This window comes from Gordonia oryzae (assembly GCF_003797185.1).
GTDB lineage: Bacteria > Actinomycetota > Actinomycetes > Mycobacteriales > Mycobacteriaceae > Gordonia > Gordonia oryzae.
In genome coordinates this window covers 124,375-138,355 of record NZ_RKMH01000001.1, presented here as the reverse complement: position 1 = coordinate 138,355, position 13,981 = coordinate 124,375, and the positions used below count along the sequence as shown (strand labels likewise).

Here is a 13,981-nt window from a genome sequence, read left to right as displayed (position 1 = left end):
CATCAGGCCGGCGACTTCTCAGGCAGCCGAGGTGACCCGGTACACGTCGTAGACGCCTTCGACATTGCGGACGACGTTCAAGACGTGTCCTAGGTGCTTCGGGTCGCCCATCTCGAAGGTGAATTTGCTGATCGCGACGCGATCGCGGCTGGTGGTGACCGAAGCCGAGAGGATGTTCACCCGTTCGTCGGCTAGCACCTTGGTCACGTCGGACAGGAGCCGGTGACGGTCGAGTGCCTCGACCTGAATGGCGACGAGGAAGATCGATTCGGGTGACGGCGCCCAGGAGACGTCGATGATCCGTTCGGACTGATCGCGCAACGAAGTGGCGTTGGTGCAGTCGGTGCGGTGCACGCTGATCCCGCCACCGCGGGTCACGAAACCCATGATCTCGTCACCGGGTACCGGAGTGCAGCACTTGGCGAGCTTGATCAGCACATTGTCAACGCCCTCAACGACCACGCCGGCATCACCGCCCTGCCTTGAACGGCTGGGCATCGTCGACGGGGTGGAGCGCTCGGCGATTTGCTCGGCGGCCTCGTCGATGCCCCCGAGAGCGGCGACGAGACGGTTCACCACATGTCGGGCCGAGACGTGGTTTTCACCGACCGCGGTGTAGAGCGCACTGACGTCGATGTAGCGCAATTCCTTGGCGACCGCAGCCATCGAGTCCGCACTCATCAATCGCTGCAAAGGCAATCCCCCACGACGGACCTCCTTGGCGATGGCGTCCTTGCCCTGCTCGAGCGCCTCCTCGCGACGCTCCTTGGCGAACCACTGCCGGATCTTGGCCTTCGCACGTGGTGAGACGACGAAGTTCTGCCAGTCCTTGCTGGGCCCGGCCGTGGGCGCTTTCGAGGTGAACACCTCGACGACCTCGCCGTTCTCGAGGGTCCGTTCGAGGGCGACGAGCCGGCCGTTGACACGTGCGCCGATGCAGCGGTGGCCGACCTCGGTGTGCACCGCGTAGGCGAAATCCACCGGTGTCGACCCGGCGGGCAGCGTGATCACATCACCCTTCGGGGTGAACACGAAGATCTCCTTGACCGCAAGGTCGTAGCGCAACGACTCCAGGAACTCCCCCGGGTCGGCGGCTTCTCGCTGCCAGTCGAGGAGTTGGCGCATCCATGCCATGGCATCGACCTCGGCGACGTCGGATTTTCGACCCTTGCGATCCTTGTAGCCACTCTCCTTGTATCGCCAGTGCGCGGCGATGCCGAACTCGGCGGTGCGGTGCATGTCGTGGGTCCGGATCTGTACCTCAAGGGGTTTGCCCTCGGGGCCGATCACCGTGGTGTGCAGGGACTGATAGACCCCGAACCGTGGCTGGGCGATGTAGTCCTTGAACCGGCCTGCCATCGGCTGCCAGAGCGAGTGCACCACACCGACAGCGGCGTAACAGTCGCGCACCTCGTGGCACAGGATGCGCATGCCGACGAGATCATGAATGTCATCGAAGTCGCGGCCCTTGACAATCATCTTCTGATAGATCGACCAGTAGTGCTTGGGCCGGCCCTCGACCGTCGCGGTGATCCGGGCCGAGGACAGCGCGTTGTTGATGTCGGCGCGCACCCGCGCCAGGTACGTGTCGCGTGAGGGTGCGCGGTCGGCAACCAGCCGCACGATCTCCTCGTACCGCTTGGGGTGCAGGATCGCGAAGGAGATGTCCTCGAGCTCCCACTTGACCGTCGCCATACCCAGCCGATGAGCAAGGGGCGCAATAACTTCCAGTGTCTCTCGCGCCTTGCGGGCCTGCTTCTCCGGCGGCAGAAAGCGCATCGTGCGCATATTGTGCAACCGGTCGGCGACCTTGATCACCAGCACACGCGGGTCACGGGCCATCGCGATGATCATCTTGCGGATCGTCTCGGCCTCCGCAGCACTGCCGAGGGCGACCTTGTCGAGTTTGGTCACGCCGTCGACGAGGTGGGTGACCTCCGCACCGAACTCCGATTCCAACTGCTCGAGGCTGTATCCGGTGTCCTCGACGGTGTCATGCAACAGCGCGGCGACCAGGGTGATGGTGTCCATACCGAGGTCGGCAAGAATCGTGGCCACCGCGAGCGGGTGGGTGATGTAGGGGTCACCAGACTTGCGGCTCTGCCCCTGATGACGTTCGTCGGCGACGTCGTAGGCGCGTTGCAACAATGCGACGTCGGCTTTCGGGTAGATCTCCCGGTGCAGGGTGACCAGCGGTTCGAGCACCGGCCGAACCGGGCTACGGGTCGCGGTCATCCGGCGCGCGAGGCGGGCACGCACCCGCCGCGATGCCGACGAATGTTGTGGCCACGCATCGTTGGGGTCGCCCGCTGCGAACCCGGCAACTGCTGGCTCGGTCACTGCCGGCTCGGTCACTGCGGACCCCACCTCGGCGGGTCCGGCGTCGGTGGTCGGGCCCGCGGTGTTGGGCTCGTCGGCCATCAGACCCTCCCTTGGCTTCGGCGGCGCGCGCGGTGGACGCACCGGGTCGTTGCCTTACACCTCCGGTCGGTCCCACCACACATGTCGCAAGTCTAATCCGCGCTTTCCGAAGCACCGGCGGTCCGGCCGGAATGTGACGAGCCGGGCAGCAGTGGCAGCATCGCGGCTGGGCGATCGCCACAGATCCGCGTGGGCCCGCGCCAAGCCGGGATTGCAGCGCACCACCCAGGCGGCGTCGGGTCGAGATCCTGGGTCAGCGCGTCGAACACCGACAATCCGTCGTCCGTGTCGGGGGCCACGGCGAACTGGCAGGCCGTCGACGACGCCGACGACTACCGGGTCACCTGCGGGCCGCAGGGGTCGGACGTCAACCACTGGCCGGTAGCACGGGCGGGGGTGGACCGACCAGGACCCGGGTTCGCCCGCTCCGCGATCTGCGAATCAAGGCCGTCGCGGTTCCCCGAGACGGCCGCCCTCGCGATCAATCGTGTGCCGACCGGCCACAGACGTATGAGGTGGCCGTCCCCGGCGCACGCCGCCGCGCACCGCGGCCGTACCCTGAGCAAGGGGTTGGGATATGACTGGGGGCATCCAGGTAGGCCAGCCACCGCTCCGGCGCGTCACCCCAAGCGACGAGGGGGCGGCGATACTCACCAACACCCATGTCCGCCAACGATTCTCATAGTTCGATCAGTCGGAGGTGACCGCGTGCACCGGAACGTCGGCGAATCCGTCGGCGATGCGAGCCCGACCTCCGAGCGCCGCGATTTCCATGATCACCGCGACCCCGATCACCTCGGCGCCGGCGCGACGCAGCAGTTCGGCCGCCGCCACCACGGTGCCGCCGGTGGCGAGGACGTCGTCGACGAGCAGTACCCGCGATCCGGTTATGTCGATTCCGCTCGCCGGGATCTCCAGTCGCGCACTGCCATATTCGAGGTCGTAGTCGATCGAGTACACCGGCGGCGGAAGTTTCCCGCCCTTGCGAACGGCGAGGGTTCCGACCCCCAGTTCCCGCGCGACGGCTCCACCGAGCAGGAACCCGCGGGCGTCGATGCCCGCCACCAGATCGACCGACCCGCATCCGTGCGTCAGCGCGGTCACGATCGCCGACAACCCGTCGGGGTCGGCGAGCACCGGCGTCAGATCCTTGAAATCGATTCCCGGCGCCGGGAAGTCGGCCACCATGCGGCCGTGTTCGGCGATCGCGGTTCGCGCCCGGGCCAGGGCGTCGCCAGTCGCGGTATCCGGCGTCAAGTCGTCGGGCATCGGGTCGTCGGGCATCGGGTCGTCGGGCATCAAGTCGTCGGGCATCGGGTCATTTCTACCGTTGCTCACTGGCTGCGTATCCATCGGTCCATGTTCCATCCCGTTCCGCTTCGCCCCGCACCTGCGACGACGTTGGTGATCCGATCTTTCCAGCCATGTGCGCGGGGGGCGGCGAACAGCGGGATCGAGGGGACTTGAGCCCACGCGGCGTTCTCGATGGTGCGAACGAGCGCGAGACGCTCGGATGCGACATCGGTGACCGCCAACGCGTCAATCGCGTCATTGACCTGCGGGTTCGAGAAGTTTGTCAGGTCGAGTGGATCGTCTCCCCGCAGTTGGTAGGCATCGCGGGTCTCGTCTGCGGCCCCCACGGCGGTGAAGGCGGCGCCGTTGGCCACCAGCAGTGCATCGGCCGAGGAACCGAGTGTTCCGACCCCCCGGGTGTCGGCACCGACATCGGTGACGGTGATCCCTGCGGGGGCACACGCGGTGGCGATGGCCGCGACCATCTGTGTCCAGCGCTCGGTCGGTGCAGCATAGCCGATACGCACCGTCCGGGCCGGCCGGCCCCCGCCATCATCGGCCGCCTGGGCCAGCAGGTCACGTGCGCGCGGGAGGTCGGGACGTGCGTATTGCGCGCCGAACTCGCCGTTCAGTGATGCGGCCAACTCGTCTCCCGGCGCGAGTACCCGCATGTTCCACATCTGGGCCCCGTATCCGAACTTCCGGGCGAGCGCATCGCGTGGCACACACGAGGCGAAGGCGCGTCGTACCCGGGCGTCGGCGAACACTCCGCGCCCGGACAACGCGAGACCCTCGACGCCGAGCGCTTGACCGGGCGCCCCGACCCGTAGTCCTGCACCGGGAGTGGCCGAAGGCGACGTGGCGCCCGACCGCATCTCGCCGGCGCCGGGGACGAGACCTGCGGTGACGTCGGCGACGTCGTAGTCACCGTCGGCGATACGGCCGGCGGCGTCGCTGCTGCGGCCGAAGATCGCGATGCGTGAGGTGGCCGGCGGATCACCCCACCACTTGTCGTTGGCCACCAGCACCACTCCGCCGGATGTCGAGTAGCTCGCGATCTTGTACGGTCCGGCGGACGGGAAGCGCGCGAGGTCGAGATCTCCCGGGGCGAGGTCGAAGCCGGTGTTCCAGGCCGAGGCGATGCGTGCGATCGCGGCGCGATTGCCGGTGCGGATCGGTGCGGCCACGTCGGGGACCCCGGCGGCGCGGGCCACCACCTGCGCCGGCAGCAGCGTGCCGGCGCCGAACAGCGAGGCCCAGTCGGAGTGGTCACGTCCGGCGGCGAAGGTGACGGTTGCCGTCTTGTCTCCGGGCGCGCAGTCGACGGAGTCGATGTCGCGATAGCCCGCGGTGGTCGCCGGGGTGAACCGGCCGAATCGCCCGCTCATCGCTGCCCAGGCCAGCACGAGGTCGTCGCAGTCCATCGCCGTTCCGTCGGAATACGTTGCGCGCGGATTGAATTGGTACTTCAGGATCAGCCGGGTCCCGGGCTCGCGGGTGACCGTGCCGACATCACGGTCGGGGGTGACCTGTCCGGCGTCGCCGAGATAGCTGAACCCGGGGAGCACACGCGTGAACGCCATCAACGCGCCGTCGGCGTTGCCGTTCTCGGTGTTCGGGTTGTAGCTGCGGATGTCGGCATCGACGACGTAGTTGATCGCCGCGGGTGCATTGTCACGTGAGCAACCCGCAATCAGACCGGCGCCCACCAGCAGGATCACCAACAGGACTGCGGATCTCATCACCGGTGTGGTCGTGCCCTGCCAACGCCTGGATTGCCGACATCTGGATGCCACGACTGCCGAGACTATCGCGTGCGTCGCCGTTTCCCGCTCGGTACCGTCGGGGTGTCGTTCTCGGCGGCTCCCCGACCGGTCGACGCCCGGGACGGACGGCGACGTGCCGGTGTGCCGGCGGCGTCCGGGTCCTGCCCGGCGGCGATGGCCGCGCGTCGATCGAGCACGCGGGCGGTGTGGCGGGCGATCTCACGACGCCGTTCCTTGAGGGTCACCAGCAGCGGGGTGGCGAGGAAGATCGAGGAGTAGGTGCCGACCACGACGCCGACGAGCTGGATCAGCGCGAGATCCTTCAAGGTGCCGACCCCGAGCAGCCACACGGCGATGACCATCAATGCAATGATCGGCAGCACCGAGATGATTGTGGTGTTGATCGAGCGCATCAAAGTCTGGTTCACCGCGAGGTTGGCCTGCTCGGCGTAGGTGCGACGCGTCGTCTGTAGCACCGACCGGGTGTTCTCCGAGACCTTGTCGAACACGACGACGGTGTCGTAGAGGGAGAAACCGAGGATGGTCAGCAGACCGATGACGGTCGCCGGGGTGACCTCGAAACCGACGAGCGAATACACGCCGGCCGTGCAGATGATGTCGAAGAACAGGGTCGCCAGCGCGGCGATCGACATTTCCCGGTCGAAGCGCACCGCGATGTAGACGAACACGATCACCAGGAATACGGCGAGGGCGAGCAACATCTTCTCGGTGATCTCACGTCCCCACGTGGAACTCACCTCGGCGATGCTGACGTCGGCGGCCGTGAGTGTCGGCGCATACGCGTCGGTGAGGGCGACGGTCACCGCGCGCGCCTGCTCGGCACTGAGCGCGTCGGTGCGCACCTGCACGGTTTCACTCGACCCCGATCCGGCGGTCTGCACCGAATCCGGGGCTCTGCCGAGCGCCTTGCCCACGATGTCCTCGACGGACTGGCTGGTGATGCCCTGCGACACCGGGATCGAGATCTGCGTGCCGCCCTCGAAATCGATACCGAAGGTGAATTGGCGCACGCCGATCGAGATGATGCCGACCGCGAGGATCAGCGCGGTGACCAGGTACCACATACGGCGTTTGCCGATGACCTCGAAGGCGCCGGTACCGGTATAGAGGCGTGAGAGGAACGACCGGGAGGTGTCGGCGTGGAAGTCGGCATCACTGCCGGTGATCATCACAGTCGTCGCAGTCGCGGTACCCGACTCCACTCCCGTCGTCGTACTGCCGGTTGGTGCGCCGGTGGTCCGATTACTGCCGGTCATTTCGCCGATCCCTTCGTCGGACCAGAGGGGGTCGAGTCGGTCGATGTCGAGTCGACGCCTGTCGCTGCCGCGCTGGCCGCGGTCGTGGACGGACTGAGGTTCGACATCCGTTCGCCCCGTGAGATTCTGCGGGCTCGCGCCACCTCGCTGACCGCCCCGAGTCCGTTGAGTCGCGGCCGCGACAGGAACTCCGAGCGGCTGGCGAGCACGACGAGCGGGTGCGTGACCAGGAATACGACCACGATATCGAGGATGGTGGTGAGGCCGAGGGTGAATGCGAAGCCGCGCACCTCGCCGACGGCGAGGATGTAGATGACCGCCGCGGCGAGAAAGCTCACGGCGTTACCCGACCAGATCGTGCGTCGCGCGCTCGCCCAGCCACGCGGGACCGCGGACCGGAAACTTCGTCCCTCACGCATCTCGTCTTTGATGCGTTCGAAGTACACCACGAAGGAGTCGGCGGTCATACCGATGCCGATGATCAGACCGGCGATGCCGGCCAAATCGAGCGTGAACCCGATCCAGCGACCGAGCAGCACGATGATGCCGTAGACCATCACCAGCGACAGCAGCAACGACGCGACCGTGAGGAAACCGAGCATTCGGTAGTAGGCCAGCGCATAGATCAGCACCGCGATCAACCCGATCGCTCCGGCCAGGAGGCCCGCCCGCAACGAGGACAGACCCAGTGTGGCCGAGACGGTTTCGGTGTCGGGGGTGGAGAACGACAACGGCAGCGAGCCATACTTGAGCACGTTGGCGAGGTCGGTGGCCTCGGCTTCGGTGAACGGCGAGCCGGTGATCTGGGTGGCCCCGCTGATCGCCTGGTTGATCACCGGTGCCGACACCACGCGGGTGTCGAGGGTGAACGCGGTCTGCTTGCCGATGTTGTTGGCGGTGTACTCCGGCCAGGTCGTCGCGGCGGCGCCTTTGTATTCGAGGCTGACGATCCACTCACCGGTCTGCGGGTCGGTGCCCGCGCTGGCCGATTTCACATCTCGCCCGTCGATGATCTCCGGCCCGAGCAGGTACACGGTCTTGCCGTCGGTGGAGCAGGCGACCAGGTATTGCTTCGGGTCGTCGTTGCCGAGCAGTGGGTCGTTGGCGTTGTTGGCGCAGTTCATCTTCGACATGTAGCCCTGCAGCGCCTGGGTGTTGGCGCCGGCGGGGGCCTGCCGGTTCTTTTTCTCCTGGGTGATCTCCGCGGCCACCTGATCGGCGGGGAGTTGGTTCGAGCTCTCGGCGCGCGTGGTGTTGGGCGGCTGCGGCGTCGCCGGCGCCGAGGTCTCGACCGGCCGCACGTACAGCCGGGCGGTCTGGCCCAGTGATTTGGCCTGCGAGCCGTCCTGGCCGGGCACGGTGATGACCAGGTTGTTCCCGCTGATCACGACCTCCGAGCCACTCACACCGAGCCCGTTGACGCGCTGCTCGATGATCTGCTTGGCCTGGTTCAACTGGTCGCGGGTCGGCGCTTGGCCGTTGGCGGTGCGCGCGGTCAATGTCACGCGGGTCCCGCCCTGCAGGTCGATGCCCAGCTTCGGCTCCGGCGAGCCACCACCGGTGAGGAAAACGAGGAGATAGACGAGGGCGAGGAGCGCGACAAACGCCGTCAACGGTTGCCACGGTGGGATCTCGATCGACGACGAGCGGCCCGGCGAACGGCGCCGGGTACCCTTCTTCGATCCCCCCGCCGATCGCGATCGGGCCGATTGCCCGGGCGCCTTCCGACCGCCGGGACCCGCCGTACCGGTCGAATCGGCGGCGGTTCCCTTCGACTCGGCCCCACGCGAAAAACTCACGTACTCGATCTCCTTTGATGAGCGTCGACCGGCGCACCTGGGCACACTCGTCGACGCGGACGACGCGGCGCGAACAGACCGAGGGCCTCGATCGCGCGATCGAGTGGCCACTCTACTGCCCCGCTCGCGCAGAACGGCGGGCCACCGCCCCCGACGGCCCTCCTCCGTGGCCATTCGGATCGGTCAAGCGGCCGGCGGTTGGTGTCGGGTGGTGCCTACTTGTCCGAGTCGGCGGACGTGTCGCCGCCCGACTTATCGAGGTTGGGCCGATCTGTGGTGACATCGGTGGGGGTGATCGCCTCGGACGCATCGTCGGTCGCCTCGTCGACCGGCAGGGTGTAGCCGGGGTAGGTCGCGGCGGCCTCGTCGGTGGGTATCACGCGCATGACGGCCAGCCGGTTCCATCGGGTGACCAGGCCGGTCGCGATCTCGACGTCGACGTACTCCGACGATGTCGCGTCGATCACGGTGCCGAAGAGTCCGCTCGACAGCTGGATGCGGGTACCGGTCTGGACAGAGTTCTGCATTTCCTGCGCCTCGGCGGCACGTTTCTTCTGTTTGCGCACCGAAAAGTACATGAAGCCGACCATCAGGACCAGCAAGAGTGGTAAAAACAGAGATTCCATCGAGGTGTCGTCGTCCTTGTCGTATCGAGATCGTTACCCGCGACGCGACGCGCTGATGCCACGCTCGGCGGGTCGCCGGCGAAGGGGCTCCGGCGAAGTCACGCGCCCGCGACCCGTTGCCCCGGAGTGATGATGACCACCGGTAACGTCTGCGCCGAGCGCACGCACTGCATCCAGTGTGCCATGAGGGGCGAGTCGCCTCCCAACGCGGCGAACGCCGCCGTGGCAGATACATGGCACAACGGCGCGATGACAGGTTCAGACCTTCCTCGCCGCGGGCGCTCAGATGGCGTCGAACAGCGACGGGCCGCCCATCTCGCGCGGGCGGACCCCGAAGGTCGCGTCGAGAGCACCGGCTGGTGGTGTGAGTCCCAGGTGGTGCCACGCCGCTGCGGTCGCCACACGTCCACGCGGTGTGCGTGCGACCATCCCGGCGCGCACCAGGAACGGTTCGCACACCTCCTCGACGGTCGCCGGTTCCTCGCCGACGGCCACCGCCAGTGTCGACACCCCCACCGGCCCGCCACCGAACGCCCGGATCAATGCATCCAGGACAGCGCGGTCGAGGCGGTCGAAGCCCAGTTCGTCGACGTCGTACACGGCCAGCGCCGCACGAGAGATATCGACGGTGATGACCCCGTCCCCGCGGACCTCGGCGTAGTCACGCACCCGCCGCAACAACCGATTGGCGATGCGGGGCGTGCCCCGGGAGCGGCTCGCAATCTCCGAGGCGGCATCGGCTTGCAGGGTGATGCCCAGGATGCCCGCCGATCGGCGCAGTACCCGGACCAGCTCGCCCGCCTCGTAGAACTCCATGTGTGCGGTGAACCCGAAGCGGTCACGCAGCGGACCCGTCAGCGATCCGGATCTGGTCGTGGCCCCGACCAGGGTGAACGGTGCCACGTCGAGCGGAATCGATGTGGCACCGGGTCCCTTGCCGACGACCACGTCGACCCGGAAATCCTCCATCGCCAAATACAGCATCTCCTCTGCGGGCCGGGCGATCCGATGGATTTCGTCGATGAACAGCACGTCACCCTCGACCAGGTTGGACAGCATCGCCGCGAGGTCGCCGGCACGTTCGAGGGCGGGCCCGGAGGTGACCCGAATGGCCGCACCCATCTCCCCGGCAATGATCATCGCCAGCGACGTCTTGCCCAGACCGGGTGGCCCCGACAGCAGAATGTGGTCGGGAGTGCTACCGCGCTTCTTCGCGCCGTGCAGCACCAGCTCGAGCTGTTCACACACGCGCGGTTGGCCGATGAACTCGGCGAGCGATCGCGGACGAAGCCCGGCGTCGAGGTCACCGTCGGAGCGCACTGGGGTCGCACTGACCCCCCGCTCCTCCTCGAGTCCGTCGTCGGTGAGGCGGTCGTCGGGGTTCATGCGGACTTCCCGAGCAGGACCAGCGACCTACGCAGCGCCATCGACGCGTCCGCATCCGGTTGCTCGGCGAGCACCGCGGCGACCGCCTTCTCCGCCGGCGCCGCGTTGAAGCCTAGTCCGACGAGCGCCTCGGCAACCTGCCCGGCGACCCCGACCGGCCGCGCTTCCGCACCAGCGGCAGCGTCGGCCACCGGCCGGGCAACCTTGTCACGCAGTTCGACGACGAGCCGCTCGGCGACCCGCTTCCCGATACCCGGCACGCTCGTCAACGACTTCACGTCGGAATCGGCCAGCGCCCGCCGAAGGGCATCGGGTTCGAGCACCGCCAGCGTCGCCATCGCCAGACGTGGGCCGACACCGGTGACCGTCTGCAGCAGGGCGAACAGCGCGCGGGCGTCGGGTTCGGTGAAACCGTACAGGGTCATCGAGTCCTCACGCACGATCATCGAGGTCAACAGCGTCATCTCGTCACCGCGCCGCATCCGCGAGAGCGTGTCGGGGGTCGCCAACACCCGATAGCCCACCCCGGCGCAGTCGATGACAACGTGATCGAGGGCGACCTCGACCACCGGTCCGCGTACCGACGCGATCATGAACCTGTCCCCTTCCGCCCGGACGGTAGCGTCACCGCACGCGCCGCAGCGACCCGTTTCCGATGCACCCGGGCCATCTGTTCAGCGCGCTGCTGTGCCTGCGCCATCCGTTCGATCATCGGTCCACGCCAGCAATGGCAGATCGCGAGCGCGAGGGCGTCGGCGGCATCGGCGGGGCGAGGTTTGGTCTGCATCCCGAGGATACGGGTCACCATGGCGGTGACCTGCGCCTTGTCGGCACGGCCGCTGCCGGTGACCGCCGCCTTCACCTCCGATGGGGTGTGAAAACGCACCGGCACATCGCGTTGACTTGCGGCCAGCGCGATCACCCCGCCGGCCTGCGCCGTGCCCATCGCCGTCGACACCTGGTTCTGGGCGAAAACACGCTCGATCGCCACCACATCGGGCTGGTGGATGTCGAGCCAGTGGCTGGCCGCGGTGTACACCGACAGAAGGCGCTGGGCGAGTTCCATGTCGGTCGGTGTGCGCACCACATCGACGTCGAGGGCGGTCACGCTGCGACCACTGCCCGACTCGACCAGCGCGATCCCGCACCGGGTCAACCCTGGATCGACGCCCATCACCCGCACTCGACACTCCTCCACCGACAGCGAACAGTTGTTCGAGATTCTAGCGACGCCGACCGACGGAGAGTGGGATCGACACGGCAACCCGTAGCGAACGAACACGGCCGAACCGTGGAGAATGCGGCCGCGGCCGCCTACCGCCCGATCGACCCCGAGGGCCTGGTCGTCACATGCGCCGAGAGGTGCGCGGCCTGCCCGGTCAACCGGTGCTCGGGATCGACGGTGCAGTGGCGGCCGACCGGACCTGTTGGCGCCGCGGATCGCCGAAGTACCGCGCCCACACGGCCGACGTCGTCCAGGTCGCCGACGACGTCGGACGCCCTCACCGCGACTGTCGTGGGGACCGCACCACCTCGACGCGTTCACCACCTCGCGGTACGACCTCGCGGCGCCGCGCCATAAGGTATGCGATGGCTTCCGCGGCCACCGAGGCTGACTACCACACCTCTGGGATAAACTCTCCGACAGGTCATTTCGCAACCAACGACACGAGGCCCCCACCACTGAACAAGCCCCACGGCCCGGGGCCTTCTACCTGAGTGATCACCCCGCCCGCCTCGCCGCCGACCGAACCGAGCACCGACAGCGGCCGCCTCGACCCCTATGGAGCGAATGGCCATCTTTCACAACGGAACTCACGATCACACTCCGCCTGCAACGCGTGTTCATCTACCTCGACACGACGTTCGCCACGTGAGAACGCCGCCTGTTATTCCGATCAGCCGGGTACTCACCGAGTACCGGATCCAGGTCGCCGGAGTCCGCCTACCTACGCTCGCACGATGCGGTTTCCCGGATCATGTTGGCCGGAAATGGGATACGCGAGATCGACCGGATCAGTGATGGGTGCGGACTTCATCTATGTGTGGACATGGGCCGTCTTCGACTACGTGTCGTTCTCGTCGAGTGGTTCCCAGGTGGATCCTCGGATGGCGCGTCATGACCGGCACACGCACGCCGCCGGTGACCGGTGCCATCAAGCAAGCGCCGCCTTTCGCGGAAGGTCTGTATTCGACTTCGCTACAACAGGTTTGGTGCATTACGGCGACGCCGGGGGCAATATCGGTCCTTGGCGTCGACCACGACTGTGCAGGAGGCCGACAACACCGGACCCACCGAATCCCGGGGGGCGAGAGCCCCCGACAACGCGCTGATGGAATCGACGATCGGGCGCTCTGGTTCAACACCGACCGCCCGCGCTCGTCGCTGGGCTGCTCAGCCGTCGAAGTCGAGACACGCCACCGTGAGCGGGCCACCACCGAATCGGAGGTGGCCCAACCAACGGTCCCCGCCCGAACCGGGACAATTCACGGGATGCGGTCATGCAGGTGCTGTTGCCGGAACCGACGATCGCTCGACAGAAGCACCCGGCTGCTGACGGCGAGGTCTGCTACGACCATGCGGACCACCCGGCGCCGCACCGTTGGGGACCGCGCGGTTGACGGCTGAACCGACGCGGGGTGCGCTGTCGGGTACTCAGTTGTCGAGTTCGGCGAGCACCTCGTCGCTGACGTCGACATTGCTGTACACGTTCTGGACGTCGTCGGAATCCTCGAGAGCGTCGATCAGTTTGAATACCTTGCGCGCCCCGTCAGCGTCGACGGGAACCTCCACCGACGCGCGGAAGTCGGCCTCGGCCGATTCGTAATCAATGCCGGCCTGCTGTAGGGCGGTACGCACCGCGACGAGATCGGTCGGCTCGCTGACCACCTCGAACGTCTCGCCGAGGTCGTTGACCTCTTCGGCGCCGGCGTCGAGGACGGCCATCAGGATGTCGTCCTCGCTCTGACCGTTCTTCTCCAGCGTCACCACACCCTTGCGGGTGAACAGGTAGGCCACCGAGCCGGGATCAGCCATGTTGCCGCCGTTGCGGGTCATCGCGGTCCGCACCTCGCCGGCGGCGCGATTGCGATTGTCGGTGAGGCATTCGATGAGGATCGCAACACCGTTGGGGCCGTAGCCCTCGTAGGTGATGGTCTGCCAGTCGGCGCCGCCGGCCTCTTCGCCGCCGCCGCGCTTGCGGGCCCGCTCGATGTTGTCGTTGGGCACCGACGACTTCTTGGCCTTCTGGATCGCGTCGTAGAGCGTCGGGTTACCCGCGGGGTCACCGCCACCGGTGCGCGCGGCGACCTCGATGTTCTTGATCAGCTTGGCAAACATCTTGCCACGCTTGGCATCGATGACGGCCTTCTTGTGCTTGGTGGTCGCCCATTTGGAATGGCCGCTCATACGC

General features: G+C 67.1%; 10 protein-coding genes. All 10 read right to left on the bottom strand.

Annotation, left to right across the window (positions count from 1 at the left end; genetic code table 11):
- Window positions 1-18: 18 nt before the first annotated feature.
- The gene (locus EF294_RS00685; RefSeq protein ID WP_123925101.1) at window positions 19-2,421 is read right to left on the bottom strand and encodes a RelA/SpoT family protein; all 2,403 of its coding nucleotides are present in this window, start codon (window positions 2,419-2,421) and stop codon (window positions 19-21) included.
- 690 nt (window positions 2,422-3,111) lie between these two features.
- Window positions 3,112-3,690, bottom strand: coding sequence for an adenine phosphoribosyltransferase (locus EF294_RS00675; protein ID WP_246007617.1), 579 nt, complete (start codon window positions 3,688-3,690; stop codon window positions 3,112-3,114).
- Between the two features lie 65 nt (window positions 3,691-3,755).
- The gene (locus EF294_RS00670; RefSeq protein ID WP_246007590.1) at window positions 3,756-5,456 is read right to left on the bottom strand and encodes an ABC transporter substrate-binding protein; all 1,701 of its coding nucleotides are present in this window, start codon (window positions 5,454-5,456) and stop codon (window positions 3,756-3,758) included.
- A gap of 65 nt (window positions 5,457-5,521) precedes the next feature.
- Entirely contained in the window at window positions 5,522-6,757 is a 1,236-nt protein-coding gene (gene secF, locus EF294_RS00665) for a protein translocase subunit SecF (protein WP_123925099.1), read from the bottom strand.
- Window positions 6,754-8,556, bottom strand: a complete 1,803-nt coding sequence (gene secD / locus EF294_RS00660; protein WP_123925098.1) for a protein translocase subunit SecD — start codon at window positions 8,554-8,556, stop codon at window positions 6,754-6,756. The genes secF and secD overlap by 4 nt, the downstream gene beginning before the upstream one ends.
- A gap of 215 nt (window positions 8,557-8,771) precedes the next feature.
- Complete coding sequence (yajC, locus tag EF294_RS00655; protein WP_123925097.1) at window positions 8,772-9,182, bottom strand: preprotein translocase subunit YajC; 411 nt, start codon at window positions 9,180-9,182, stop codon at window positions 8,772-8,774.
- A 282-nt stretch (window positions 9,183-9,464) separates the two neighbouring features.
- Entirely contained in the window at window positions 9,465-10,568 is a 1,104-nt protein-coding gene (gene ruvB / locus EF294_RS00650; protein ID WP_123925096.1) for a Holliday junction branch migration DNA helicase RuvB, read from the bottom strand.
- Window positions 10,565-11,161, bottom strand: coding sequence for a Holliday junction branch migration protein RuvA (ruvA, locus tag EF294_RS00645; protein ID WP_123925095.1), 597 nt, complete (start codon window positions 11,159-11,161; stop codon window positions 10,565-10,567). Before ruvA ends, ruvB begins: the two co-directional genes overlap by 4 nt.
- Window positions 11,158-11,751, bottom strand: a complete 594-nt coding sequence (ruvC, locus tag EF294_RS00640; RefSeq protein ID WP_123925094.1) for a crossover junction endodeoxyribonuclease RuvC — start codon at window positions 11,749-11,751, stop codon at window positions 11,158-11,160. Before ruvC ends, ruvA begins: the two co-directional genes overlap by 4 nt.
- A gap of 1,473 nt (window positions 11,752-13,224) precedes the next feature.
- Window positions 13,225-13,977 (bottom strand): YebC/PmpR family DNA-binding transcriptional regulator, encoded by a 753-nt coding sequence (locus EF294_RS00635; RefSeq protein ID WP_123925093.1) that lies wholly within the window; start codon window positions 13,975-13,977, stop codon window positions 13,225-13,227.
- Between the last annotated feature and the right edge of the window lie 4 nt (window positions 13,978-13,981).

Excerpts from the sequence above, each read along its gene's own strand:
- EF294_RS00635 (WP_123925093.1), bottom strand. The coding sequence starts at position 13,977 with ATGAGCGGCCATTCCAAATGGGCGACCACCAAGCACAAGAAGGCCGTC.
- ruvB (WP_123925096.1), bottom strand. The coding sequence starts at position 10,568 with ATGAACCCCGACGACCGCCTCACCGACGACGGACTCGAGGAGGAGCGG.
- yajC (WP_123925097.1), bottom strand. The coding sequence starts at position 9,182 with ATGGAATCTCTGTTTTTACCACTCTTGCTGGTCCTGATGGTCGGCTTC.
- ruvA (WP_123925095.1), bottom strand. The coding sequence starts at position 11,161 with ATGATCGCGTCGGTACGCGGACCGGTGGTCGAGGTCGCCCTCGATCAC.
- EF294_RS00675 (WP_246007617.1), bottom strand. The coding sequence starts at position 3,690 with ATGCCCGACGACTTGACGCCGGATACCGCGACTGGCGACGCCCTGGCC.
- EF294_RS00670 (WP_246007590.1), bottom strand. The coding sequence starts at position 5,456 with ATGAGATCCGCAGTCCTGTTGGTGATCCTGCTGGTGGGCGCCGGTCTG.
- secF (WP_123925099.1), bottom strand. The coding sequence starts at position 6,757 with ATGACCGGCAGTAATCGGACCACCGGCGCACCAACCGGCAGTACGACG.
- EF294_RS00685 (WP_123925101.1), bottom strand. The coding sequence starts at position 2,421 with ATGGCCGACGAGCCCAACACCGCGGGCCCGACCACCGACGCCGGACCC.